A 26,125-nucleotide genomic window follows, 5' to 3' on the forward strand; every position below is an offset into this window, starting at 1 on the left:
TATTTTTTGAAAGCTTTAATACGCCTTGGCAAATAGCACCCTGCGTTGTGATGGTTTCCCCGTCAGTATGCAGCTTCCCTCCTCTTTAGCAGCATTCAGCGGTATACATCTTATGGTTGCCTTGGTCTCCTCTTTGATACGCTCCTCAGTTTCGGCTGTACCATCCCAGTGGGCGGCTATAAACCCTCCCTTGTTTTCGAGAATATTCTTAAATTCTTCGTAGTCATCAACCCTGGTAATGCGGTCGTCCCGAAATGCTGCCGCCTTGTTGTAAAGATTCTGCTGGATATCATCAAGCAAGCCAGAGATGTGTTCCACAACAGCATCTGCAGCTACAACTTCCTTTTGCAGCGTATCCCTTCGGGCCACCTCATAAGTCCCGTTTTCAAGATCACGAGGGCCTACGGCCAATCGCACAGGCACACCCTTAAGTTCGTATTCATTGAATTTGAAACCAGGCTTATGGGTATCCCTGTTATCGTATTTAACGGATATGCCTTTGTCTCGAAGAGCTTCCACCAGAGGCGCAACTTTTTCATCAATGGCCTCCAGCACTTCAAGCCCCTTATAGATAGGTACGATAACCACCTGTATGGGAGCCAGTACCGGTGGCAAAACCAGCCCGTTGTCATCGCTATGCGTCATGATCAGAGCCCCCATTAGTCGGGTCGACACCCCCCAGGACGTAGCCCATACGTGTTCCTGCTGACCTTCTTTAGTGGCAAATTTAACGTCGAATGCCCTGGCAAAATTCTGCCCTAAAAAATGGGAGGTTCCAGCCTGAAGCGCTTTCCCGTCCTGCATAAGCGCTTCAATACAATAGGTTTCTACTGCCCCGGCAAAACGCTCACTTTCGGTTTTGGTCCCTTTGATTACGGGCACAGCCATATGTTTTTCAGCAAATTCGGCGTAGAGGTTCAGGATTAGTTCTGCCTCTTCTATGGCTTCCTGCCTGGTAGCGTGGGCGGTATGCCCTTCCTGCCAGAGAAACTCTGCAGTACGAAGAAAGAGACGGGTTCGCATTTCCCAGCGGACCACGTTGGCCCACTGATTGATCAACAGGGGCAAATCCCGGTAAGACTGTATCCATTTGCGATAAGTATCCCAAATAATGGTTTCTGACGTAGGACGGACAATAAGCTCTTCTTCCAGCTTTGCGTTTTCGTCTACCACAATTCCGGACCCATCCTCCGCATTTTTTAGGCGGTAGTGTGTCACTACAGCACATTCCTTGGCAAATCCTTCCACATGACTGGCCTCCTTGCTCAGGTACGACTTAGGTATAAACAGGGGGAAATAAGCGTTTTCATGCCCGGTATCCTTGAACATTTTGTCCAGCCCTGCCTGCATTTTCTCCCATATGGCAAAACCATAGGGTTTGATCACCATACACCCGCGGACACCCGAATTTTCGGCAAGATCGGCTTTGATCACCAATTCATTGTACCATTTGGAATAGTCCTCACTCCTCTTGGTTAGATTTTTTCCCATCAATTATAGTTTGGCACAAATATTGTGACCTTATTAACAAAAATAGTTCGGTAAAACTAACTATTTTTAAAATGTTCAACAATATAAATTTACGACCATGATGCATATACTACCCCAACCGAAAATTCGTCGTATAGCCCTTTTGGTAACACTGGGAATATTTGCTGTTTCCTGCGGATCTTACCAGCAGGCTTCCTATTACGACAATGACGGAATCTATGCCCAAAGTCCTTATCGTATCTCTCCTGAGCGATCGGTTCAGCAAAGAACCCAACCTCAACCTGTACAGGCTGAAGATGGGATCTACGAGGATTATTTTGGACAGAAAGCGGATCAAATTAATGACATCATGGAGAGCGAGGTCTTCACTGATGTAGATGCCTATTACAGTGGAGTAGAGAACGATAGTCTCAATCTGGACCAGGAAACCAATTATTTTGACCAAAACAATGATTACGTCGGTTATGGTGGATGGGGCGACAACCCAAGTAATGTAACTATAAACTTCATTAACAACGGATGGGGCTGGAACAACTGGGGTTGGGCCGATCCTTTCTGGGGCTGGGGCTGGAATACCTGGGGCTGGAACCGCTGGAACAACTGGGGCTGGGGCTGGAACAACTGGGGCTGGAACAACTGGGGCTGGAACAACTGGGGCTGGGGAGGCTACTGGGGTTGGAACAGCTGGGGCTGGAACCGCTGGAACTGGGGCTGGGGCTGGAACTACGGCTATCCCTATTATGCGTATTATGGCCGCGGATACAATTGGTCCTACAACAGGAGCAGACGTGGCTTCTATGATCGCAACACTCTTGCAGCCAATAACCTTAGGGGCAGGTCTAATCTTTCTTCACGCCTGAATGATGGTACCAGATACCGCAGCAACAGTGGTCGTTCTAACCTTACGAGAAGTAGTGCTATAAACAGGAGCAGAAGCTACAGAAGCAACCTGTCTTCCCGAAGGAGCGTAAGCGCAGATGCCATTGAAAGAAACAGGGCCTACAGGAGTAGCAGAAGCACAAGGGCAAATCCAAGATACAACAGGTCATCAAACACATACCGCTCGTATCGGGGAAATACCCCTGGGAATAGCAGCTACAGAAGTAGCAGAGGCACTACAGCCAGGTCTGGCAGAAGCACTTACAGTGGCTCTTCAAGAAGTTCCTCATACAACCGATCTGGGAGCAGAAGCTCAGGTTACAGGAGTTCTGGCAGCCGTTCTTCGGGCTATCGAAGTTCCGGAAGTCGATCCTCAAGCTCAAGAAGTTCCGGGTACAGGAGCTCGGGAAGCAGTTCCAGAAGCTCAGGTTACAGCAGGAGCTCAGGAGGCAGCTCGCGTAGTTCCGGTAGTGTCAGAAGTTCAGGTGGTTCTTCCCGGTCTTCGGGTGGAAGCAGGTCTTCAGGAGGCAGCCGGGGTGGCGGCAGAAGGAATTAATCAGCCTAACATTCTAACATCATAATATATAGCAAGATGAAAAGGTATTTGTATTTACTCCTGGCTTTGGTATGCATTGGCGCCTCAGCTCAGAATATCAATGATGTGCTGCGTTACAGCACAGAAGACCTTCAGGGAACCGCTCGTTTCCAGGCAATGGGAGGTGCTTTTGGAGCCCTTGGAGGCGACCTTTCGGCACTTAATATCAACCCGGCGGGTGTTGCAGTGTTCAACAACAGTTTGTTTGGAATAACCGGCGCCAACTTCAACCGGGACAACGAGGCTACTTATTTTAATTCCACAACTGCCATAAACAATAGTTTTTGGGACATAAACCAGTTGGGTGGGGTATTCGTTTTTCGAAACAATGACAACAGCGAATGGAAAAAAGTAGCCCTGGCCTTTAATTACGATATGGTTGAGAATTTTGACAATGATATCGTAATACGCGGAAACAGTCCGCAAGGTATAGACAATTATTTCCTTAGCGCAGCACAGGGTGTACCCTTTGGTTCTATCTTGATTCGTGACGGTGAATTTATTGAAGAGGCCTATCTGGACATTGGTTCCAGCCTGGGCTTCCTGGATCAACAGACCTTCCTCGGCTATTACGGCGGAGTAATAGATCCTGTAGACCCGGATGACAACAATAATACCGCTTATGTTTCCAATGCACAGTACAGCCAGGTTAGCCAGGATTACCTCTTGAGGACAAGTGGCTTTAACAGTAAATTCAGCCTGGCATTGGGATCACAATACAAGGATAATTTATATCTGGGTGCGGCCCTAAATTTTCACACTGTTCTTTATGATCAATACAAGGAGTTTACAGAAAGTGGATACGATGTTGCCTCCCCCATACAGTTTGTAAACTTTGACAATCTGTTGCGTACCGAAGGGACTGGATTTTCTTTCAGCCTGGGTGCCATAGCCAAGTTGAATGAAAACATAAGAGTTGGTGGTAGTTATCAGTCGCCTACCTGGTACAGGCTAACCGATGATACCTCTCAGCGTATAGACTCGGACCTGGCAGATAGCGAAATTGGATTCATTGACTTCAACATCGTGAATCTGTTTGAACGATATACCATAAAAACACCTGGTAAATTAACTGGTAGTGTTGCACTGGTATTTGGCAAAGAAGGCCTTCTCAGTTTTGATTATGGCTATCAGGACATGTCTCAGGCCGAACTAAGACCAGTTTCAGATCCTAGTTTTTCGTCTGAAAATCAATTCATCGCTTCTGAATTGGGAACAGTTTCCTCCTACAGGATTGGTGGAGAATACCGCATTGACAAGGTAAGCCTTCGAGCAGGTTATCGATTTGAAGAAAGTCCGTTCGCAGATGGCGGGATAAACAACGGAGGAATTGGCGACTTGACAGCCTATTCCGGTGGTATTGGATACAATTTCGGAGCGAGCCGGTTAGACCTTGCCTTCAGCAGAAGTGAGCAGGATGTAAACGAGCAATTATTTACAGTGGGGCTTAACAATGCAGCCAGCGTGAACCGTGTAAACACTAATGTTACACTAGCGTACACCATTAACTTCTAGGACATTATCTACAACAAATATAAACCCGGCGATTGCCGGGTTTTTTTATCGAACCAATGAAAAGTGAGTACGAATGGTATTGGCAACCAGGACTCCTCCTTCATCCCGTTCATATTCCAGGCGGAACCAGTAATCTGAAGAAGGCATAGGCCTTCCGTTAAAAGTTCCATCCCAGCCAACGGTTGTTTCGTCCAGTTGCTTGAGTAGTTTTCCATAGCGGTCAAAGATGAAGACCACAGGATCTGTCAGCGTCTCTATACCCAGGATATTCCATGCGTCGTGAATGCCATCCCCATTCGGAGTAAAGAATTTGGGATACCCCACTACGAGGAAAGGGATGGGATTGGTAGTTCCACATCCATTTTTATCATTGATAACCAGGTTATTCTGTCCCGGGGGAACATCTTCGAAGATGGGTGAATCCTGAAATTCCCCCCCGTTCAAAGCGTATTCATAGTTCCCATTGCCCTGTACAAAGACTTCAATGGTATTATTATCCGAAAGGTCATCCAGCACATCAATCCGGTCCAGGACGGGAATCCCGTAAAAGGTGATCAGGATATTGTCTGTAATGGTACCTCCCAATGTATCGTCTATGGTAACATAATACCGACCTGAATTTGGGCTGCTGACCGTATAGGTAGTTTCTGCAGGTCCCGAAGCCAGAACTGCATCTATATTTCCGTCGTCATCAGTGTCAACTTCCCAGGTAACATTCGAAATATTAGGCCCTGCAGGTGAATTTAGAGCGCTTAGCACGATGTCGGGATCTCCTTCACAGGCTACGATATCCAGCCCGAGGAATTCATCTCTAAGGGTACAATCCAGGGCCGTGTTCTGGTCTGCATCTACCGAAGTCCCTGTAAAGGTCAGGATATAATTCTCTGGGTCGCCGTTAAAGTTGGTATTGAAGTTATTGATGAGCAGGTAATAGACTTCACCGGCCCTAACATCTATCCATTCGTCATAGGTGTTCAGGTTCCCGGTAAGGGATGGTGCACCCACCTGTCCGTTTTCAGGATTCACTCCGATCCCGGTAAATCGGGTGTTGTTTACTTCATAGTTGCAGCGAATAGGTTGCGCCGATCCATTGCTGATGCTTCCACAATCTACATCCGGGCCATAGAGGGCAAAATCCCACTCGGCCGTAATTATGCCCCCGGGTGAAGGCAGTGCTTCCAGGTCAAAACCAATTCTTCCGTCTGTCCCGGCCCTGAATACATACCAGGAGGTGTTATTCTCTATATTAGCCGAACTTACACTCCCTTTTTCCAGACAACCGGTTTGTCTGATCACGTCCGGATCAAAATCGTCTATATCGCCGCCACCATCAGCAATCCCGGCAATGGGTGCATCGGCACAAACCGGAATGGCGCTGCGGCAATCCGGAGAGTTCTGGGCACTCAGCAAGGCAAAGCCAAACAAAACAGTACACAGGCAACAAAAGAATTTAAACATAGATTTGGAGCTTATGTCGGGTAACAAACACTATAATAACTCGACCAGGCCCTGTTTAGTATATTTTGAAAAGAGATTTGAATGCCAAATCGACGAATGACTAAAGTATGGATTAAGGCTGTAGTCCTATCTCCTCAATGAGAAATGGTTCCTCACCAGTTTAGCCTCAATCCGCTGTCCTTCTGTATCAGTATAAGTAAGCCTGAACCAGTAGTCTGTTGAGGGCAGTTCACGGCCGTTAAAGGTACCGTCCCAGCCAGCGCTGTTTTGATCTATCTGAACTATGAGTTTACCGTACCGGTCAAACACGGCCACCACCGGTGAATTCAGTGTGGAAATCCCTTCAATATGCCACAGGTCATTAGCCCCATCCCCATTGGGTGTAAAGAAGCTTGGGAAACCTACCACAGTTATGGTCTCAGACACCGAGCCACAACCCAAAAGATCTGTAATTGTGACCACATGAGTCCCGGGGCTTACCCCTTCAAAAACGGTGGATGCCTGGGCAGGACCCCCATCGAGCTGGTACTGGAAATTCCCGGACAGTCCGGGAACTATCTCTACCCTGTTGCTTTGCTGTAAATCTTCAACAATTACCTCCGCAATGGTTGGCGTTTCCGAAACAACCACAGATACCGTGCGCGTTGATATACAATCAACCCCGGCCTGTGAATTGGTAACAGTCAGGGTGTAATCTCCAGCCTGGGTTACGCTAATGGCAGGACTGTTCTCCCCGGTATCCCAGGAATACGAGAGGTGTCCCTGCGGCGCCATTTCCCCTATCAATACCCCAGCGGTATCCTCGCAAATAAAAACCTCCTCCGGAAAAGCCAGAACAGGGGTTTGCAGCACATTCAATTCAAAGCTTTGGGAGGCATCAAAACAGCGGGGATTATCCTCACTGGTAACCCGTGCAAATACCTGCTGTACCCCCGGCAAAATGTTGTATTGCAAAGGCAGTGCATTGACACCCAGATCGGCATCGCTCTGGGTCTGGTGATAACTCACCCGATATTGCGCCGGATCCTGTGGCCCCAGCACTTCCATATCCTTGTTGCCGAGATCGAAGGGCTGCAACTCGGAACAAATGGCCTCATCCGATATGGGAGAGGCAGTTGGAGCGGTGGAAAAAGCCACCTGCACATCGCTTATGATGTTGGTCATGCTTGTTGTAATGACCTCCACCCTGTACATAGCTGAAATAGTTGGATTCAGAGTGGCCCCGGTTTCTCCGGGCAGCAATTCATATCCGGTTCCGGTATCTCTGTACCAGGTGAAGGACAGGGCATCAGCAGCAGCGCTGGCATCCAGAACGATGGTTTCATTATCACAGGCAGCTATGGGTGGCCCCAATAAGTTGCTGATTATGGAACAGTCCAGCGCATCCAGAGGGTTGGTCTCAAAGATCTGTCCGGAAAATTGTATCGAAAATCCCGAATTGGTATTGCTGTAATTGTCTATGAGCAGGTAATAATCCTGGCCTGGTTCCACATCGAGCCATTCATCATAAAGGAAGGTGTCTGTATCTCCAGTGGGGTCTTCGCCCACGCCCATATAAGATTGCATGTCCGAATTATCGAAAAAATTACAACGCACTGGGTCACCTAAGTCTCCGCAATCACTAGCCAGGTAAAGGGCAAAGTCCCAGTCTTCTGAGGGATCAAACCCAATATTAAAACCCAGTTGTCCGGAAGCCCCTGTTCTGAACCTGTACCAGGCAGAATTGGATTCTATGGCAGGGCGGAACCCTCTTTCTAAACATCCGCTCATGGCAGCTCCATTAAAATCATCTATGCCGAAATCCTGAGTGCCGCCGTTGGCAGGCGTATTATTGCAGATAGGAATGGCATTGATACAATCGGAAGCGATCTGGGCAGATACTGATAATACCCCCAACAAAAAGGCTATTGCCGTTATGATCAGGTAACGCTTCATAAACAGGTCCGAATTTGGCTGGATTTAAAAATAACCCGGGGTCTCCGTTAACACTAATTTATGTTGTGTACACCGTGAAACCGGCCATAAAGTGCCATATAATGTATATCTTTGCTCTTCGTAAAATTGATTTCGAATGAAATTTGATAGCACATTAGAGGCTCGTTTTGAGGCGGTTGGGAATGACCATTTGTCCAGCTCCGAAGAAACACCCATGAGGGAGGATGCATTTAAACTGAGTGAGCAGGAAAAGATCGAACGCATCCAAAAACATGTGTTTGAGATCATGCATACCCTGGGTATGGATATGCAGGATGACAGCCTTAAAGGAACACCCAATCGCGTGGCAAAAATGTATGTACAGGAACTATTCGGGGGCTTAGATCCGGAAAAGAAACCCAGCTCATCAAAGTTCCAGAACAAATACAAATACGGGGAAATGCTCGTAGAGAAGAACATCACCCTCTATTCTACTTGTGAGCACCACCTCCTGCCCATTGTGGGCAAGGCTCATATTGCCTATATCTCTAACGGCACCGTTGTGGGGCTCTCGAAGATGAACCGCATTGTGGACTATTTTGCCAAACGCCCACAGGTTCAGGAGCGACTTAATATTCAGATAGTAAGGGAATTGCAAAAAGTCCTGGGCACCGAAGATGTAGCCTGTGTTATTGATGCCAAACACCTTTGCGTAAATTCGAGGGGTATCCGGGATGTGGATAGCAGCACGGTAACAGCCGAATATGGAGGCAGGTTTAAGGAAGAAGGAGTTCGGCGGGAGTTTTTAGATTACATCAACCTGGACACCAATTTCTAAACTCTAGAGTACACCTATGGCATTGTACGAAAACCAGAAACTCAGGGTATACAATTCACTTAGCGGAAAAAAAGAGGAATTTACCCCTATGAATGAAGGCTACGTAGGTATGTATGTGTGTGGCCCAACCGTTTACAGCAATGTACACCTGGGCAATTGCCGGACTTTCATGTCTTTTGATATGATTTTCAGGTACCTGCGTCATTTGGGCTATAAAGTGCGTTATGTGCGCAACATTACCGATGCCGGACATCTGGAGGACGATGCCGGAGAGGGTGAGGATAAGATCGCCAAAAAAGCCCGCCTCGAAAAGCTGGAGCCCATGGAAGTGGTACAGCGGTATACGGTTGACTTCCATAACATCCTGCATAAATTCAATTTCTTGCCGCCGAGCATAGAACCCACAGCTACGGGTCATATCATAGAGCAGATTGAGATCATCAAGGAAATCCTGGACAAGGGCTTCGCTTATGAGAAAAATGGCTCAGTGTATTTTGATGTGAATAAATTCAACGAATCCTACGATTACGGAAAACTAAGTGGCAGGAAGTTAGAGGATATGATCTCCAACACCCGGGAGCTGGCATCCCAGGATGAAAAAAACAGCCCGCAGGATTTCGCCCTCTGGAAAAAGGCCGAGCCTCAGCACATAATGCGATGGCCTTCTCCCTGGGGAGATGGATTCCCAGGCTGGCACCTGGAATGCACTGCCATGAGCACCAAATACCTCGGAGACACCTTCGATATCCACGGTGGTGGAATGGATTTGAAATTTCCACACCACGAATGTGAAATCGCTCAGGCAGAAGCCTGCAATGGCCAATCACCGGTAAGGTACTGGCTACATGCCAACATGCTTACCCTGAACGGTAAGAAAATGGCCAAATCAACGGGAAACAACCTACTACCTGAAGAGATTTTTAGTGGGGATAACCATATTCTGAGTAAAGCGTTTTCACCTGCCGTTGTGCGTTTTTTCATGATGCAGGCACACTACACCAGTATCCTGGATTTGAGCAATGATGCACTTCTGGCAGCAGAAAAGGGGTATCAACGCCTCATGGAGGCTCTTGATCAATTGGCCTCTTTATCCACTTCAGAAAAATCTTCATTCGATTACCAGGACTGGCAGCAAAAGTGCTACGATGCCATGAACGATGATTTCAACACGCCCATTCTCATTGCAACCCTCTTTGAGGGAGTAAAACATATAAACCTTGTAAAACAAGGGAAAGAGACCATAAGTCAGAAAGACAGGGACTTGCTTACAGACACTTTGAATACTTTTATTTTTGAGGTACTCGGCCTGGAACGAACCAGCGAACAGGGCCAGGATTCTTCTCAGCTGAGTGGAGTTATTAATCTGCTGATCCAGCTTAGGAACGAGGCCCGGGCTAACAAAGACTTCGATACTTCGGATAAAATACGGGATGAACTTGCCGGTTTGGGTATTCAATTGAAAGATGGCAAGGATGGAACAACGTTCAGCACACGCTGATAGGTGCTGTACAATTAGGACCTGAATGCTAAAAAAAATACTTATCGCACCATTTGTTTTCCTGGTACGGGCCTACCAGGTACTCATTTCTTCCTGGACGCCACCCAGCTGCCGTTATTCCCCCACTTGTTCCCAATATACACTGGAAGCCCTTAAGAAACATGGATTGTGGAAAGGTGGAGGCCTGGCCATTAAGCGAATTTTCAGTTGCCACCCCTGGGGTGGAAGCGGATACGATCCCGTACCCTGAATTGACCTGATGTCCATTTGGCAACACATCAGTATTCCCCATTCCAAACGTTAATTTCACATGTTTTAGCCAGAGCAGGGGGTACCCGTAGCCAGCTATTTTCTTATCTTAGCCCAGCAAAATACAGACTATGTACTTTTTAGGAATTACCTGGAATCCGGACGATACCCTATTCAAACTAGGTTTTCTTCAGATCAAATATTATAACCTGCTTTGGATTGTTGCCTTTGTGGTAGGTTGGTTTATCATGAAGCGGATTTTTTTTAATGAAAAAAGGGATTTGAAACAGCTGGATGCCCTGTTTATCTACACGGTTTTATCTACCATGCTTGGAGCTCGCCTGGGCCATGTTTTCTTTTATGACTGGTCTTACTACAAAAACCATTTAGTGGAAATCCTGCTACCTGTTCGGGAAAGAGCCGGTGAATCCCTATTTGGGCTTATCAATGGTTACGAATTCACTGGATTCACGGGATTGGCAAGTCATGGGGCCGCTATTGGGGTGATTATTGGGATGTACCTCCTGAGCCGAAAACACAAAGAGCTTAAAATGATGTGGGTCCTGGACCGCCTGGTAATACCTGTGGCCCTCGGTGCTTTCTGTGTGCGCCTGGGGAACTTTTTTAATTCGGAGATCAACGGCAAGATCACAGATGCTTCTTTTCTCTTTGCAACTAAGTTTGTCCGGGATTCGGATGATATGCCTGCTGGAAAAGTCATGGCAATTACTGGAGAAAACACTCCGGATGCCGCCTATGCAGCCCTTGAGACTAACCCGAAATTTGCTGAGTTTTTCGAAGCCATTCCTTTCCGTCACCCAGCGCAGCTTTACGAAGGTGTTGCCTATATCTTTGTTTTCCTCATCCTGTATTTCCTATACTGGAAAACAGATAAAAAAGATAAGCCCGGGTACCTGTTTGGGCTGTTCCTTGTACTACTCTGGACAGTAAGATTTTTTGTGGAGTTCGTCAAGAAAAGCCAGGGAGGGTTTGAAGAATCCCTGGGCCTGCTTTCCACGGGACAGTGGCTCAGCCTCCCTTTTATCCTCATAGGTCTTTTCTTTATGTTTAAACCTGTAAAGGCCAGCTCCTAGATGCAGTTGAAAATGAACATAATGGTATTGCTAAGGGTATCTCTTCTATGCCTTGTTGCGCTCTCGGTTATTTCGAGCTGCAAGGACGAACCCAAAAAGTCAATCAGTACGGAACCCATAACCTTCAGCAAAGAAGGGGAACTTGAGATTTACAGGGGTACAAAAGATTCTCTCATAACCCAACTGGAGATTGAAATTGCAGAATCGGATTACGAGATAGAAACGGGTCTGATGTACCGGGAAAAGATGGAAGCCAATCAGGCCATGCTCTTTATTTTCCCTGATGTGGCCTTCCATTCCTTTTACATGAAGAATACCCTCATCCCCCTGGATATCATTTTTATTGATGAAGGGCTTAATATCGTTAACATCAGGCAAAACGCTGCCCCACTGGATGAATCGGGAATACCCTCGGGATTACCCGTCCAATATGTCCTGGAAATAAACGCCGGTCTTTCAGATAAATGGGGAATACAGTTGGGTGACCGTATAGTTTTTAACAGGCAATAAAACCTTAATCCCCTCGTGGATAAACAGCCTGATTGTAGCCATGGCCATAGTTCACTGGACCATATTTGCAGACAACGAATCGGATCGCGAACAGCTTTTCGAACAATTACTCCTGGGCCAGGATCTTCCCAAAGAACTTGAATACCTGAAAGGTATGAAGGGAGGCCTCTTCTCACAATCCGAAATAGACCGGTTCATTGAGGAAGAGGAACGGCATGACCTGAATTTCCTAACAGCGGGAAGCAGGCAGCATCTCAACACACTGAGCAGTGGGGAAAGAAAGAAAGCCCTGCTCGAATATCTGCTTTCACAGGATAATGAATTCCTGGTACTGGATAACCCGCTGGATAACCTGGATACAGCGTCAAGGGAAGTGTTAAGAGGGCTCCTTTCCAAACTTGCACGGGACATACCTCTGGTTCAGCTTATTACCCGAAAGACAGACCAATTTTCATTTCCCAGCAGGTGGGCTGTATTCCATGAGGATAAATTAAGGGTAATTGATAATCTCTCTTATTTAGAAACCATTACAAATACAGCTCCTTTTAAAAAGTCCGTGCCTGGTCCGTTGAATCCTATAGCACAGGTCTCAGACCCGCTGGTGTTATTTAAAAAAGTAAGCTTAAGTTACGGTGAAAAACCGGTCCTCCATCAGGTTTCATGGGAACTCAAATCCGGGGAATTCTGGCAGCTAAGCGGCCCCAATGGCAGTGGAAAAACAACTATGCTTTCCCTAATAACCGGTGAAAACCCAAAAGCCTACGGTCAGGATATCAGCCTGTTTGGGAATAAGAAAGGTAGTGGGGAAAGTGTATGGGACATAAAAGAGAAGCTCGGTTATTTTACACCTGCCATGATAGATCGTTTCCGGGGATACCACAGTCTGGAAAATATGCTCATATCCGGTTTGCATGATTCTATAGGGCTCTATGTACAACCTTCCCGCGCAGAAAAGCAGCTGGCCCGGAAATGGCTGGATTTCCTGGGGATGAAAGACCTGAGCCAACGGTATTTTCATGAACTCTCTTTGGGACAGCAGCGGCTTATCATGTGTGTCCGAGCCATGATCAAACACCCTCCTCTTTTAATCCTGGACGAGCCAACTACCGGCCTGGATGATACAGCCGCCACTCTTGTGGTAGGTCTGGTGAACCAAATAGCGCGCTCTACAGACTCCTGCGTTGTATTTGTTTCCCATAGACCGGAACCCGGATTAAATCCACAGTTCACATATATTCTTTCGCCGGGAAAAGAGGGTTCAACAGGAAAAGTAATTGAAGCAAGCGCGGGTATGAAGTAAAGTATTTTACAAGCACAAGCGTAATCAGAAAACGGCTGCTTTCTGATTTGTACAGCACATAGGACCTAAAGATTAAGTCCGTTCAAATAAGAATAAAAAACCCCGGGTTATTGCCCGGGGTTCTTCTTCTTATTTTTCTTCCTTGAGAATTTTCTTTTTCAGTGTGTCGTACATCACCGGTGTGGCGATAAACAGGGACGAATAAGTTCCTATTACTACCCCGACGATCATTGCGAACATAAACCCTCTGAGTGTTTCCCCACCGAAAATAAAGATAGACAACAGTACCACAAGGGTGGTAAGGGAGGTATTCAGGGTTCTGCTAAGAGTGCTGTTAAGTGCGTTGTTGATGTTGGCTCCGCCTTTCCAGCCACGCTCATTCACTATCTCCCTGATACGGTCAAATACAACCACCGTATCGTTCAGGGAATATCCAATCACCGTAAGGATGGCAGCTATGAAGGCCTGGTCAATTTCCATATTGAAGGGCATAATACTGCTGGTAAGCGAAAATACTCCCAGAACAAACAGTACATCATGGAAAACAGCCACAACCGCACCAAGGGAATATTGCCATTTCCGGAAACGGAGGAGGATATAAAGGAACACCACAGCCAGGGACCCAACAATGGCCCATACTGCGTTTTGTTTGATATCATCCGCAATGGTTGGCCCTACTTTTCGGTATTTCAGTACCCCAATATCCCCATTGGTACCACCAGGAATGAAATCTTCATAGGTAGCTCCATCCGGCAAATACTTCTGAAGTGATGTATATAATTTATTCAGGATCTCGTCATCTACTTCAGTTCCCTGTACATCTACCTTGTACTTTGTACTTACCATGATCTGGTTAGCGTCTCCGAAAGTCTTAGCAGCAGCACTACCGAAAACCTCCGTCAATTCACTGGTAATCTCCGTTGGATTAACCGGATCAACAAAACGTATCTGGTAGTTTCTTCCACCTACAAAATCAACACCCTGGTCTAATCCCCTTGTAGTTAAGGAGAAGATACCCACAGCTACCAGAATAAATGATAAAATGTAGGCCACCTTTCTCTTGCTCAGGAATCGGATATCCATATTAGTGAACAGGTTCTTGGTAATGGCTGTTGAAAAATCCAGTGTGCGCCCTTTGCCTGAGATATACCAGTCTACCAATAGCCTGGTGATAAAAATGGCTGTGAACAGGGAGGTGAGGATACCAATGATCAATGTTGTGGCGAAGCCTTTGATGGGCCCTGAACCGAAAACCAGGAGGATCAATGCCGTTAGGCCCGTTGTTATGTTCGCATCCAGAATGGAAGACAACGCATTGGCAAAACCATCTGCAATGGCCTGCCCTTTTCCTTTACCTTTGGCAATTTCCTCCTTAATCCGCTCAAAAATAAGTACGTTAGCATCCACAGACATACCAATGGTCAGAACGATACCTGCAATACCTGGTAAGGTAAGTACGGCTCCAAGACTGGCCAGCACCCCAAAGATGAGCACAATATTGAATATCAGGGCAATGTCTGCAAAAATCCCTGCCTTGCCATAGTAGAAAATCATCCAGATAAGGACAAAGATCATCGCTATGACAAAGGACATAAACCCACTGTCAATTGCTTCCTGGCCCAGTGACGGACCAACCACAAAAGAGTCGATGATTTCTGCAGAAGCCGGCAATTTACCAGCCCTGAGTACATTGGCTATATCTTTAGTTTCGTTGACGGTAAAGGTCCCGGTTATTTCCGAACTACCACCTGATATTCCCCCAACAGTAGTTACCCCGGGAGCTGTATATACCTTATTGTCCAGAACAATGGCAATACCAGTATTATTAAGGTTGGCCTCATTGGTAAGTTTCTCCCACTCCTTGGCGCCTTTAACGTTCATATCCATCCCTACTGAAGGACGGTTAAACTGGTCGAACTGGTCGCGAGCATCGCTTACCACATCCCCACTGATCCTGGGGGTATTGTCCCTGTTCGACTTCAGGGCAAAAAGGGCGGCAACCTCAGTACCTTTGGAAGGGCGTTCCCATAAAAATTTAGTGAATTGCACATCGGCAGGAAGCAACCTCCTTATTTCGGGCATTCTGAGCCATCCCCCAATTTCTGCAGTGTCTTTAATTGCAGCAATACCTATGGCAAAACCAGGCCCGTTGAGCTGCAGTTTTTCAAATAGTGGATTTCTTTCAGTAGCCAGATCAAGGGAATCCTGAGCTACATCAGAGAGCAATGTATCGATCTCGGATTCTGCCTTGACTACTTCCTCTTCGGGAACAACAATGTCTTTTAGTCGGTTATTGGCCTGTATGAAAAAGTTGATCAGGCTCTGGTTGTTGGGCTCGTAGGTTTCCCAGAACTCCAGTTGAGCCGTACTGGATAAAAGGTCACGTGCCCTCGCAATGTCCCGGGCACCAGGAAGTTCCACAACGATACGACCTGAATTTCCTTCACGCTGAATATTGGGCTGGGTAACACCAAAACCATCAATACGTTCCCTGAGTACCTCAAAGGCCGAAACTACGGATTCGTCAATCTTGCGCCGGATGATAGGTTTAACCTCATCATCAGTCATCTGGAAGTTGATCTCATCGCTAAGGCCCTTGTTGGCAAATATGTCCGGGTTAGCCAGCTTGGCGTCTCCCTTGATATTTTCGAATGCTTCAAAGAACAGGTTCAGGTAGGTGTCGTCACTATTCTTGGAAGCTGCATCAGCATCGGCCAGGGCTTTGTTGAATATGGGGTTTTTGGTATTGGCCGCGAGCCCTTTCAGTATATCCTTTACGGAAATCTGAAGGGTAACATTAATCCCCCCTTTAAGGTCAAGTCCTTTATTGAGTTCTTTGGTTTTCGCCTCTTCATAAGTGGTAAAACCAAGGATAGGGTTCTTGCCAATTGAATCCAGGTAACTCGCTTCCAGGATTTCCCGCTTGGCCACATAATCCTCTTCGGAAGAAGGGATTTTCATTGCGGCAAACTTTTGAGCGTCCGATTCTATTTTGCTTGTAAAAAAGGTATAGGATAATTGATAGATACTAACCAACCCGAACAGCAAAGCAAAAAGCTTTATGAGTCCTTTATTCTGCATGGATTATTTTGATTTGTTGATGGTATTCGTAAATAGCGTGCAAATATATCATTTCCACGAGGAACTAACAATATATTTACCGTATTTATGGATGGTGAAATCCAGCCTAAATTCCTCGGCAGATCAGGTTTAGGAATTCGGAAATACCGGGATAGTAACCCACAGCCAATAAAAAAAGCACCTTTGAGACAAGGTGCTTTTTATAAAATAACAGCTTTATTTTAAACGTCCAAAAGGCCGTTGGTTTTGCTTACTCCTGCAGCGCTTTCCTGCATTTTGGCTTTTTCCTTGTCGTTGAGTTCTATCTCCACGATCTGCTCGATTCCGTTTCTTCCCAATATGACGGGAACTCCGATACAGATATCGTCCAGGCCATATTCTCCTGCCAGGAGCACTGAACAGGGGAACATCTTTTTCTGGTCACATGCTATGGCCTGTACAAGTGCAGATACGGCAGCACCGGGTGCATACCAGGCACTGGTTCCAAGCAGTTTGGTAAGGGTAGCACCACCTACTTTGGTAGCTTCCACCACTTCCTGCATGCGATCGTCCGATAAGAATTCGGATACTTTAACGCTATTTCGGGTAGCATGCCTGATAAGTGGTACCATGCCTGTATCACTATGTCCGCCGATGACCATGCCATCTATATCGGAAATAGGGGCTTCCATGGCTTCGGCAAGGCGATACTTAAACCGGGCACTATCCAGGGCCCCTCCCATACCTATGATCCTGTTTTTTGGAAGGTCTGTAGCTTTGTGAACCAGATAAGTCATGGTATCCATTGGGTTACTTACCACAATAATTATGGCATCTGGAGAATGTTTTAAAAGGTTGGTAGCCACCTCTTTGACAATACCGGCATTAATACCAATCAACTCTTCCCTGGTCATCCCGGGCTTTCTTGGGATACCAGAAGTGATCACAGCGATGTCACTGTTGGCTGTTTTAGAGTAATCATTGGTGGTTCCGGTTATTTTGGTATCGAAACTGTTTAAGGATGCGGTCTGCATGAGATCCATGGCCTTACCTTCGGCATAGCCTTCTTTGATATCCAGAAGTACTACCTCCGATGCAAAATCTTTAATGGCGATATACTCGGCACAACTGGCCCCAACAGCACCCGCTCCTACTACGGTAACTTTCATGTATTTATAGATTTAAAAAGGTTTACTATTCAACAACCCTAAAATGCTTTGAAACCTGCATTTTATCTGGATTTTTAACGCCACAAAATTAGGCATTTTTACCCAAAGAAAGCCTACCTGACTGTGGATTAATTTCAGTAGGCAAAGTGCACTTTGAGACCGGTATCAGCTGTTGCTTTTTGTTAAAAAAAGGTGCGCTTCAACGAAGATTCCAAAATTTCAGTGCAGTATATCGAATTTTAACAATAATGGGCACCGTAAATGCGTTAGTAAATTCCCAAATCAACGCTTACTTACATGAAGAAGTTCTTTTCACTTATGGCCATAGTTGCTATCATTTCTGTGAGCAACTGTACGCGGATACCAGAAAACAATGACCCTGTTATTGGAATCTGGTCGCGCCTTGACGTAAACGAGTTGGAAGAAAGCAGCCGGGAAGCTGTTCGTCAGGAATGGATTTTCAACGACGTATATCTGGGCAGGTACCACCGCTATGAGAATAATACACTTGTTTTTAAAACTGATTTTAACTGGGAGATCCGGGATGGTGTATATACGATCAATTACCCTGGAACGGACATGATGAGCCAGGAGGTAGTCAGAAAAGACCTTACTGCCGGGGAAGTACTGGCAGACACACGTGATAATATCCTGGCGTTTAGAGAATAAACCCCCTTAATTTTTCCATATAGTTACGAAAAACAGCCTTCGATTTGAAGGCTGTTTTTCATTTATGGTTGTCTGTACGTTTTTGTTTTCTACCTGAATCCGAAATTAACTCCTACGGTTAATCGGTTGAATTCGCCCAGGGAATAATCGGCATTCAGCCTGAAGAAGCCGAGTTTCAATTTGGTGCCTACATTGGCAATAACACCGCTGGCGTCTGCGCTTACAGAAAAAGGATCGTTGTAAGTCGTCTGAAATGGCCCCGAAGTTACCACATAGGTACCCAGGACATCAGTTTCTGATGTTCCGGAAAGGTATCCGAGTCCGCCATAAAAGTTAATGATAGGCAAACGCGTGGAGACCACGGCCTGGAAGTTCCAGGTTTTAAGCTTGGTATCCAGCCGCTGATTTGAGCCGTCAACCACTGAAGTTGAGGTAAAATCATATTCCCCGTTTAATTGCGTGTAGCCGATTACAGCTGATATGGCAACAGGGAGCATTTTATCTGCAGGAAGGTGTTTGGTAAATTCATGCTGTATCCCAACGCCAAAAAGGCTCAGGGAAACATCATCTGTTTCTATTTTAGGAAGAAAACGCGCCTTGACCTCTGTACCTTTAATTAAACCAACACTGGCCTGAAGGAATCCTGAAGGGATAAAGTTGATGTCTTCTGCAGCAAGTCCGGAAGGCAGCTCAAAATCTGCCCGTACCAGGCCGGTTTCATCTTCAACAAAAACCTGCACACCCTGAATGTCGCCCAGAGCTGTTGAAACCGTTTTAGAAGTGCTTCCATCTGTAAACTGCAGGTTCTGGTAATCGGCAGTATTCAGAACAAAAGATTTTTTGTCGTCTTTGTTTCCGAAAAACGACAGGTTACCCACAACCGATATTTCAAATCCCCCAAGGGGCTTGGCATCCGCAGTATTGTACCAGCTGCCACCCAGGCTGTAGATAGAAGCCTCCAGGGTTGGAGCAAGGTAGTCATTGGTGTACTGTTCTGCATCATCTATTCCCGCTGCCAGCAGGTCATTGATGTTCGATTGGGCAAAACCACAGGCTGAAAAGCCAATAAATAGAAAAAATAAGATCCGTTTCATTTTGTAATATTTTTCCTAAAACTAAAAAACTCGCCCCATGGGAGCGAGTTTTTGTTGTGTAAGGCACAATTCCTATACATCAATGTTCGCATATACGGCATTTTTCTCAATAAATTCCCGTCTCGGAGGCACCTCGTCGCCCATAAGCATAGAGAAGATACGATCGGATTCAGTGGCATTATCGATGGTTACCTGGCGCAGGGTACGAAACTCAGGATTCATGGTAGTATCCCAAAGCTGTTCTGCATTCATTTCCCCCAGACCTTTATAGCGTTGTATGGACACGCTTCCACCAAAGGATTCTGCGATCTCATCGCGTTCCTTGTCGTTCCAGGCATAGCGTTTCTTGTTCCCCTTCTTAACCAGGTAAAGTGGTGGGGTGGCAATATAAACATGCCCGTTTTCTATCAATTCCCGCATATACCGGAAGAAGAAAGTGAGTATCAGGGTTTCGATATGGCTTCCGTCCACATCCGCATCACACATGATGATCACCTTGTGATACCTCAATTTTTCCAGGTTCAGCGCCTTGCTATCCTCTTCCGTTCCAATGGTTACCCCCAGGGCTGTGTAGATATTCTTAATCTCCTCATTTTCGAACACTTTGTGCTGCATGGCCTTTTCCACGTTGAGAATTTTACCCCTCAGTGGAAGGATGGCCTGGAAATTACGGTCCCGTCCCTGTTTTGCCGTACCTCCCGCAGAATCCCCCTCTACGAGGAATACCTCGCATTTTGCAGGGTCCTGTTCGGAGCAATCAGAAAGTTTTCCGGGTAAACCTCCGCCGGACATAACACTTTTGCGCTGTACCATTTCCCGGGCTTTGGTAGCCGCATGCCTGGCCTGAGCAGCAAGGATCACTTTCTGTACGATCATCTTGGCATCGTCCGGGTGCTCTTCCAGGTAGTTAGTGAGCATTTCGGAAACCGCTTGACTTACTGCAGATGATACCTCGCGGTTACCCAACTTGGTTTTGGTCTGGCCCTCGAACTGAGGCTCAGCCACCTTAACCGAAACGATAGCGGTTAGTCCTTCGCGGAAATCATCACCGGACACTTCAAACTTGAGCTTATCCAGCATACCGGAAGAATCTGCATATTTTTTGAGGGTAGTGGTCAGACCCCTTCGGAATCCGGAAAGGTGAGTCCCCCCTTCATGCGTATTAATGTTGTTTACATAGGAATGCAGGTTTTCCGTGTAGCTGTTGTTGTAGATCATAGCCACTTCCACAGGGATGTCATTCTTTTCCCCTTCCATGGAAATCACGTTCTGAATAAGTGGCTCACGGTTACTGTCCAGGAATTTTATAAACTCCTTGAGCCCTTCCTCTGAATGAAAGGTCTCTGACAAGAATTCACCTTTATCATCCTTTTGGCGCGTATCGGTAATAGTAATGGTAATCCCTTTGTTGAGATAAGCCAGTTCACGCATCCGGTTGGCCAGGGTTTCATAGCTGTATTCTATAGTTTGGGTAAAGATCTGCGCGTCCGGATGGAATGTTACTATAGTCCCCGTCTTATCAGATTCCCCAATACTTTTAACGGGATAGGAGGTTTTTCCACGCTGGTATTCCTGTTCCCATATCTTCCCCTCCCGGAACACGGTGGCTTTCAGATTATCTGATAAGGCGTTAACCACAGAAACACCCACACCGTGGAGTCCCCCTGATACCTTATAGGAATCCTTGTCGAATTTCCCTCCTGCACCGATTTTGGTCATCACAACCTCAAGGGCAGAGACCCCTTCCTTTTTATGGAGTCCTACGGGTATTCCCCTACCGTTATCTTCAACCGTTATAGAGTTATCTTCATTGATGGTTACGCTTATAGTATCACAGTGGCCGCCCATGGCCTCATCAATGGAATTATCTACTACTTCGTATACCAGATGGTGAAGGCCTCTTACCCCAACATCACCGATATACATGGAGGGTCTCATCCGCACGTGTTCAATACCCTCAAGTGCCTGAATACTATCTGCCCCGTAATTATTCTTCTTAAGTTCCTCGCTCATAAAATTTTACGTTTATAGCCTGCAATTTTGCAATCCAACAAATATACGCAATCACCTATATAATATACGTTTGCTTGACATTTGAAGGTCCGAAGTTATCAACAATTTAACAACAATTTAGCAGTGTTTTCACCTTAATCAGAATTCGGGATACTCTATGACATTTATTAGGTTTTCCATTCTTTTTGAATTGTACATTTGTAAGCGGAAAACCTGCTAATAATTTTCTAATGGCTGATTCCCGAACGGCGTCGCTGAAGCTGATGCCTCATATACAGAAAGTGGTAGATATCCAGAGCAAGATCATTTACTTCCTGCTCAGTATCATCCTCTCTTTTGCGCTTACCTACGCCCTTTACGAACCTGTCATGGATCAGGCCCAGATCTATGTGCTTTTTATGCTGTTCCTCGCTGTTGGTTTATGGATTACAGAGGCCATTCCGCCTTTTGCCGTCGGGCTCCTGGTCTTCGGTTTTCTGATTTTCGCTATGAACAGCTATTATTCCGAGGTAGATCCTGAAAACGTGCAGGCCCACTACATAGAATATATCAACTCCTGGTCCAGTAGTGTGATCTGGTTAATGCTTGGCGGTTTTTTTATGGCAGAGGCCATGAGCAAAACCAAACTGGATCGACTGGTTTTCCGTTTATCCATATCCCGTTTTGGCACCAAACCCAAATTTATCCTGCTTGGGCTAATGCTCACGACGGCACTTTTCTCCATGATCATGTCCAACACGGCAACGACAGCCATGATGATTGCCTCTGTGATGCCTTTTGTGAAGACACTCGACAAAAATTCACCCTTTTCCAAAGCCATATTGCTGGGTATTTCCGGAGCAGCTTCCATAGGCGGTATGGGGACCCTGATAGGGTCTCCCCCTAATGCAGTGGCTGTTGAGGCCCTTAATAACAATGGGGTAGACATCGGTTTTCTGGAATGGATGATGGTTGGTTTCCCTCTGGCCATACTTTTTACATTCCTTTTTTGGTTGCTGCTTTCCAACCGATATATCCCCAAGGTAAAGGAAGTGCAAATTGAACTGGAAAAAGAGGAAACAGACGATCCTGCTAGCATCTATAAGTTTGAGCGGATTAAAAAAAGGATTGTGCTGGCCGTTCTGGGCCTTACTTTACTATTATGGTTAACAGAAAATGTTCATGGTATACCGGCCTCCGTTGTGTCCCTGCTGCCCATTATCCTGCTAACCATGTCTGGTATTATTAGTGGGGACGACGTGCGAAAACTACCCTGGGATACCCTGATGCTGGTAGCGGGTGGACTGGCCCTGGGCCTTGCCATAAAGGAAACCGGACTGGCTAGCTTCTATGTGGAAAAAATACAGGAATTTGACCTCAACTTCTATGTCCTTGTACTGTGCTTTGGCTTCCTGACCGTAGTACTTTCAAATATTATGAGCAATACCGCAACGGCTACCATACTTATACCCATCGGGATTATACTTACATTCAAAAACCCGGTTGTTTTGCCACTGGTAATAGGTTTATGTGCTTCTGCCGCGCTCTTTTTGCCAATTTCAACCCCTCCCAATGCCATTGCATACAGCACCGGCAAGCTGGTTCAGCGAGATTTCCGATACGGAGGTATCAGCCTTGGATTAATGGCCCCCATTGTGATTACAGTTGTCGTGTCACTTATCTATACATGGCTGGCTTAGCGGTCCTGGAATAATAAAGGAGTACCCATCCCTGAATACTCCCTTGCGACTAACTTAAAAACTGCTTGAAATATTTGCAGCCCTAAACAGGCTGTGTCCCATTTATTTTACATAGGCGTCTTCATGCACCTGTGCCACTGCCCTTCCAGACGGATCGTTCATGTTCTTGAATGCCTCATCCCATTCCAGTGCAATTTGCGTGCTACAGGCCACAGAAGCCTCCTGGGGTACTGACAGCGCCGCTGCGTCACTGGGAAAATGAGATTCGAAAATAGCACGGTAATAATACTCTTCCTTTGAAGTCGGGGTCTGTATAGGAAAACGATACTGTGCATTGGCAAGCTGCTCATCACTAACCTCCTTATCTACCAGCTCCTTGAGCGTATCGATCCAGCTGTACCCTACCCCATCTGAAAATTGTTCCTTTTGCCGCCAGGCAACACTTTCCGGTAAATAATCCTCGAAGGCCTTTCGAACCACCCATTTTTCCATACGTTCGCCATTGATCATTTTATCCTTTGGGTTGATTCGCATGGCTACATCAATAAACTCCTTGTCCAGAAAGGGCACGCGTCCCTCAATTCCCCAGGCTGCCAGGGATTTGTTAGCCCTCAGGCAATCGTACATGTGGAGTTTTTTGAGCTTGCGAACGGTTTCCTCGTGAAAATCTTTTGGACCTGGTGCCTTGTGAAAATACAGATAGCCACCAAAGAGCTCGTCTGCACCTTCGCCGGAGAGCACCATCTTGATCCCCATCGATTTTATTACCCGGGCCATCAGGTACATTGGCGTAGAAGCACGCACTGTTGTGATATCATAGGTTTCCAGGTTGTAGATCACATCCTTGATCGCATCCAGACCTTCCTGTATAGTAAATTTGATTTCATGATGAACCGTTCCAATATGGTCTGCCACTTTGCGTGCAGCAGCCAGGTCCGGCGATCCTTCCAGGCCTACTGAAAAGGAGTGTAACTGGGGCCACCAGGCATCCACCTTATCATCGGACTCTACCCTTTTCTGGGCAAATTTCTTGGCAATGGCAGAGGTTACAGAAGAATCCAGCCCCCCGGAAAGCAATACGCCATAAGGCACATCAGACATCAGCTGCCGGTGAACTGCTGCTTCCAGAGCTTCCCTTACTTCTGCAATACTGGTTTTGTTTTCTCTTACAGCATCGTACCCCATCCAATCACGGGTGTACCATCGCTTCAGCTCGCCATCTCCACTGTGGAGATAGTGTCCCGGGGGAAAAAGCTCAATCTTGCTGCAGGTCCCTTCAAGGGCCTTAAGTTCGGAGGCAACATAGAAGGTTCCGTTCTTATCCCATCCCATATAAAGGGGGATTATCCCCATATGGTCCCTGGCCACAAAATACTCGTCCTTGGCGGCATCATAAATTGCAAACCCAAAAATTCCATTGAGTTCATCAAGGAACTCCACGCCCTTTTTCTGGTACAGGGCGAGGATCACTTCACAGTCCGACTGTGTAGCAAAGTCGTATGTTCCCTCGAACTCTTTTCGAAGTTCACGGTGGTTGTATATTTCACCGTTGGCCGCCAGGACCAGCTTACCATCCGGACTAAACAAAGGCTGCTTCCCAGAAGCGGGATCCACAATTGCAAGTCGCTCATGGGCCAGGATGGCATTTTCATCAGCGTATATTCCACTCCAGTCAGGACCACGATGCCTGACCTTCTTTGACATTTCCAAAAGTTGGGGCCGAAGCCCTTCTGCTTTCTCCTTCAGATCGAAGGCACATACTATTCCGCACATATAAATAATTTCATTTAAAAGTCAAATATCATATTTTATATAACATATTTAAATACTTATTATTATTTATATTACTATTTATAAGTTTTAAATTAATATTACACACAAAATATTAGATCAGATTTGGCTATTTAAATAAATCGCTGCAGAATTGTAAGCAAGTCAAATTTTAACGACTCTTTATAAAGGGCAAACACAAAAACAAAGTAGTTTTATCACTTAAACAAATCCATTATCCATGAAAAAAGTATTTACACTGGCCATTTTCACCCTGGCCCTGGTATTCACCACCTCTCTTACAGCACAGAAATTCAGCGGACTGGACAAAAGTCCGGCTGATATTGCCTCTTATCCATCTAGCTATCGCGTATCCGAAAAAGCCGTTCGTGTGATCTACAGCAGGCCACAACTCAAAGGAAGGTCTCTTTCCGAATTGGCCCCTGCCGGCAAAGTCTGGAGGACCGGAGCCAATGAGGCTGTAGAGATCACCTTCTACAAAGACGTTACCTTTGGCGATACAGCTGTTAAGGCAGGTACTTATTCCTTGTTTACGATTCCCGGAGAATCACAATGGACTGTGATCCTCAATAAGAACCTCAATCAGTGGGGAGCCTATTCCTATGACGAAGGAGCTGATATTGCCCGTGCCATGGCCGGTGTGAGCAGTGATGGGGAATCCCTGGAAGCCTTTTCAATGGCCTTCAAAGAAGTAGATAACGGCGTTCACCTTGTAATGGGATGGGGAACCACAAGAGTAGCCGTACCCATCAAGATGTAAGTGAAATTTCCTAGAATACAGAAAAACCGGGAGCTTTCCCGGTTTTTTTATTTCTACTATCCTGAGTTTTATGTTTAGTGAGTTAGGAGACAGATCCTGTTCTTAATGAACCTTACTCCCGGCGTTGTCCTTCCAGAAAGAACACTCCATCCGGAGTAGAGGCTTCACCGCTTATGGAGTCATCTTCCCGGTTTATGGTAATTTTTATAGGGGCACCATCCAGGTCTACTTCAAAATATAACACCTTGCTTTTCAGCATCACAGACTTCCCTGACAACTTTCCGTATTCCATAACCAATTCCACCAGGTAATCCCTTCCAGATTTGGTAACATGTATCTGCCCATTGGTATATTCCGGTGGCACATCGGAAACGGTATAATCCCAAATCCCCACCCATTTTTTCTTGGATATTATCGGGATATCATTCTCAGCAGTGTCAGGGATATCATTTCGCCCCGCGGCGGGGACAAAAACTAAAAGGGCAAGGAGCAGAACTCCAAAATGGAATAATTTCTTCATGATACAGCTGTTTTTATTTCTTTAAATGT

At 46.1% G+C, this 26,125-nt stretch carries 20 protein-coding genes; 11 read left to right on the forward strand and 9 right to left on the reverse strand.

Translation table 11 applies throughout. The features are described from left to right. Positions 1-15: 15 nt before the first annotated feature. On the reverse strand, positions 16-1,491 hold the full coding sequence (proS, locus tag OO016_RS13250; protein ID WP_266014927.1) for a proline--tRNA ligase: 1,476 nt from the start codon (positions 1,489-1,491) through the stop codon (positions 16-18). A 97-nt stretch (positions 1,492-1,588) separates the two neighbouring features. Between proS and OO016_RS13255 the strand changes: the two genes are divergently transcribed. After that, positions 1,589-2,926, forward strand: a complete 1,338-nt coding sequence (locus OO016_RS13255; protein ID WP_266014930.1) for a hypothetical protein — start codon at positions 1,589-1,591, stop codon at positions 2,924-2,926. A 36-nt stretch (positions 2,927-2,962) separates the two neighbouring features. After that, positions 2,963-4,480, forward strand: a complete 1,518-nt coding sequence (locus OO016_RS13260; RefSeq protein WP_266014933.1) for an OmpP1/FadL family transporter — start codon at positions 2,963-2,965, stop codon at positions 4,478-4,480. A gap of 45 nt (positions 4,481-4,525) precedes the next feature. On the opposite strand, the gene OO016_RS13265 is transcribed toward OO016_RS13260, so the two are convergent. Continuing rightward, on the reverse strand, positions 4,526-5,938 hold the full coding sequence (locus tag OO016_RS13265) for a T9SS type B sorting domain-containing protein (protein ID WP_266014936.1): 1,413 nt from the start codon (positions 5,936-5,938) through the stop codon (positions 4,526-4,528). Between the two features lie 126 nt (positions 5,939-6,064). Then, positions 6,065-7,873, reverse strand: a complete 1,809-nt coding sequence (locus OO016_RS13270) for a T9SS type B sorting domain-containing protein (protein WP_266014938.1) — start codon at positions 7,871-7,873, stop codon at positions 6,065-6,067. A 136-nt stretch (positions 7,874-8,009) separates the two neighbouring features. On the opposite strand from OO016_RS13270, the gene folE reads away from it, so the two are divergent. The 6 genes from folE to OO016_RS13300 all read left to right on the forward strand — a co-directional run bounded on the left by folE (position 8,010) and on the right by OO016_RS13300 (position 13,341). Then, entirely contained in the window at positions 8,010-8,690 is a 681-nt protein-coding gene (gene folE / locus OO016_RS13275) for a GTP cyclohydrolase I FolE (RefSeq protein ID WP_266014941.1), read from the forward strand. Positions 8,691-8,706: 16 nt separating this feature from the next. Next, complete coding sequence (gene cysS, locus OO016_RS13280) at positions 8,707-10,188, forward strand: cysteine--tRNA ligase (RefSeq protein ID WP_266014944.1); 1,482 nt, start codon at positions 8,707-8,709, stop codon at positions 10,186-10,188. 25 nt (positions 10,189-10,213) lie between these two features. After that, positions 10,214-10,438 (forward strand): membrane protein insertion efficiency factor YidD, encoded by a 225-nt coding sequence (gene yidD / locus OO016_RS13285; RefSeq protein WP_266014947.1) that lies wholly within the window; start codon positions 10,214-10,216, stop codon positions 10,436-10,438. A 130-nt stretch (positions 10,439-10,568) separates the two neighbouring features. Beyond that, complete coding sequence (gene lgt, locus OO016_RS13290; protein WP_266014949.1) at positions 10,569-11,531, forward strand: prolipoprotein diacylglyceryl transferase; 963 nt, start codon at positions 10,569-10,571, stop codon at positions 11,529-11,531. 12 nt (positions 11,532-11,543) lie between these two features. Then, positions 11,544-12,041: a DUF192 domain-containing protein gene (locus tag OO016_RS13295; protein ID WP_266014951.1), complete on the forward strand. Its 498-nt coding sequence runs from the start codon at positions 11,544-11,546 to the stop codon at positions 12,039-12,041. Positions 12,042-12,081: 40 nt separating this feature from the next. Continuing rightward, entirely contained in the window at positions 12,082-13,341 is a 1,260-nt protein-coding gene (locus OO016_RS13300; RefSeq protein WP_266014953.1) for an ATP-binding cassette domain-containing protein, read from the forward strand. Positions 13,342-13,470: 129 nt separating this feature from the next. Here OO016_RS13300 and secDF read toward each other — a convergent pair whose 3' ends face one another. Both secDF and mdh read right to left on the reverse strand, forming a co-directional pair. Then, positions 13,471-16,422 carry a protein translocase subunit SecDF gene (gene secDF, locus OO016_RS13305; RefSeq protein WP_266014955.1) on the reverse strand — a complete coding sequence of 984 codons (2,952 nt, stop codon included), beginning with the start codon at positions 16,420-16,422 and terminating at the stop codon, positions 13,471-13,473. A 221-nt stretch (positions 16,423-16,643) separates the two neighbouring features. Further along, on the reverse strand, positions 16,644-17,570 hold the full coding sequence (mdh, locus tag OO016_RS13310) for a malate dehydrogenase (RefSeq protein WP_266014957.1): 927 nt from the start codon (positions 17,568-17,570) through the stop codon (positions 16,644-16,646). 297 nt (positions 17,571-17,867) lie between these two features. Between mdh and OO016_RS13315 the strand changes: the two genes are divergently transcribed. After that, positions 17,868-18,239 (forward strand): hypothetical protein, encoded by a 372-nt coding sequence (locus tag OO016_RS13315; protein ID WP_266014961.1) that lies wholly within the window; start codon positions 17,868-17,870, stop codon positions 18,237-18,239. A gap of 89 nt (positions 18,240-18,328) precedes the next feature. Here the strand turns inward: OO016_RS13315 and OO016_RS13320 are convergent, their stop codons facing one another. Continuing rightward, entirely contained in the window at positions 18,329-19,333 is a 1,005-nt protein-coding gene (locus OO016_RS13320) for a DUF6588 family protein (protein WP_266014964.1), read from the reverse strand. Between the two features lie 72 nt (positions 19,334-19,405). Continuing rightward, a complete protein-coding gene (gene gyrB / locus OO016_RS13325; RefSeq protein WP_266014966.1) occupies positions 19,406-21,346 on the reverse strand; it encodes a DNA topoisomerase (ATP-hydrolyzing) subunit B in 1,941 nt (646 codons plus the stop codon). A gap of 230 nt (positions 21,347-21,576) precedes the next feature. Between gyrB and OO016_RS13330 the strand changes: the two genes are divergently transcribed. Further along, a complete protein-coding gene (locus OO016_RS13330; RefSeq protein ID WP_266014969.1) occupies positions 21,577-23,025 on the forward strand; it encodes an SLC13 family permease in 1,449 nt (482 codons plus the stop codon). 102 nt (positions 23,026-23,127) lie between these two features. Here the strand turns inward: OO016_RS13330 and asnB are convergent, their stop codons facing one another. Next, positions 23,128-24,798, reverse strand: coding sequence for an asparagine synthase B (gene asnB / locus OO016_RS13335; RefSeq protein ID WP_266014972.1), 1,671 nt, complete (start codon positions 24,796-24,798; stop codon positions 23,128-23,130). A gap of 238 nt (positions 24,799-25,036) precedes the next feature. On the opposite strand from asnB, the gene OO016_RS13340 reads away from it, so the two are divergent. Continuing rightward, the gene (locus tag OO016_RS13340; protein WP_266014974.1) at positions 25,037-25,576 is read left to right on the forward strand and encodes a DUF2911 domain-containing protein; all 540 of its coding nucleotides are present in this window, start codon (positions 25,037-25,039) and stop codon (positions 25,574-25,576) included. A gap of 112 nt (positions 25,577-25,688) precedes the next feature. Here the strand turns inward: OO016_RS13340 and OO016_RS13345 are convergent, their stop codons facing one another. Further along, complete coding sequence (locus OO016_RS13345; protein ID WP_266014977.1) at positions 25,689-26,096, reverse strand: hypothetical protein; 408 nt, start codon at positions 26,094-26,096, stop codon at positions 25,689-25,691. Positions 26,097-26,125 lie beyond the last annotated feature (29 nt).

The organism is Lentiprolixibacter aurantiacus (assembly GCF_026241225.1).
Classification (GTDB): Bacteria; Bacteroidota; Bacteroidia; order Flavobacteriales; family Flavobacteriaceae; genus Lentiprolixibacter; species Lentiprolixibacter aurantiacus.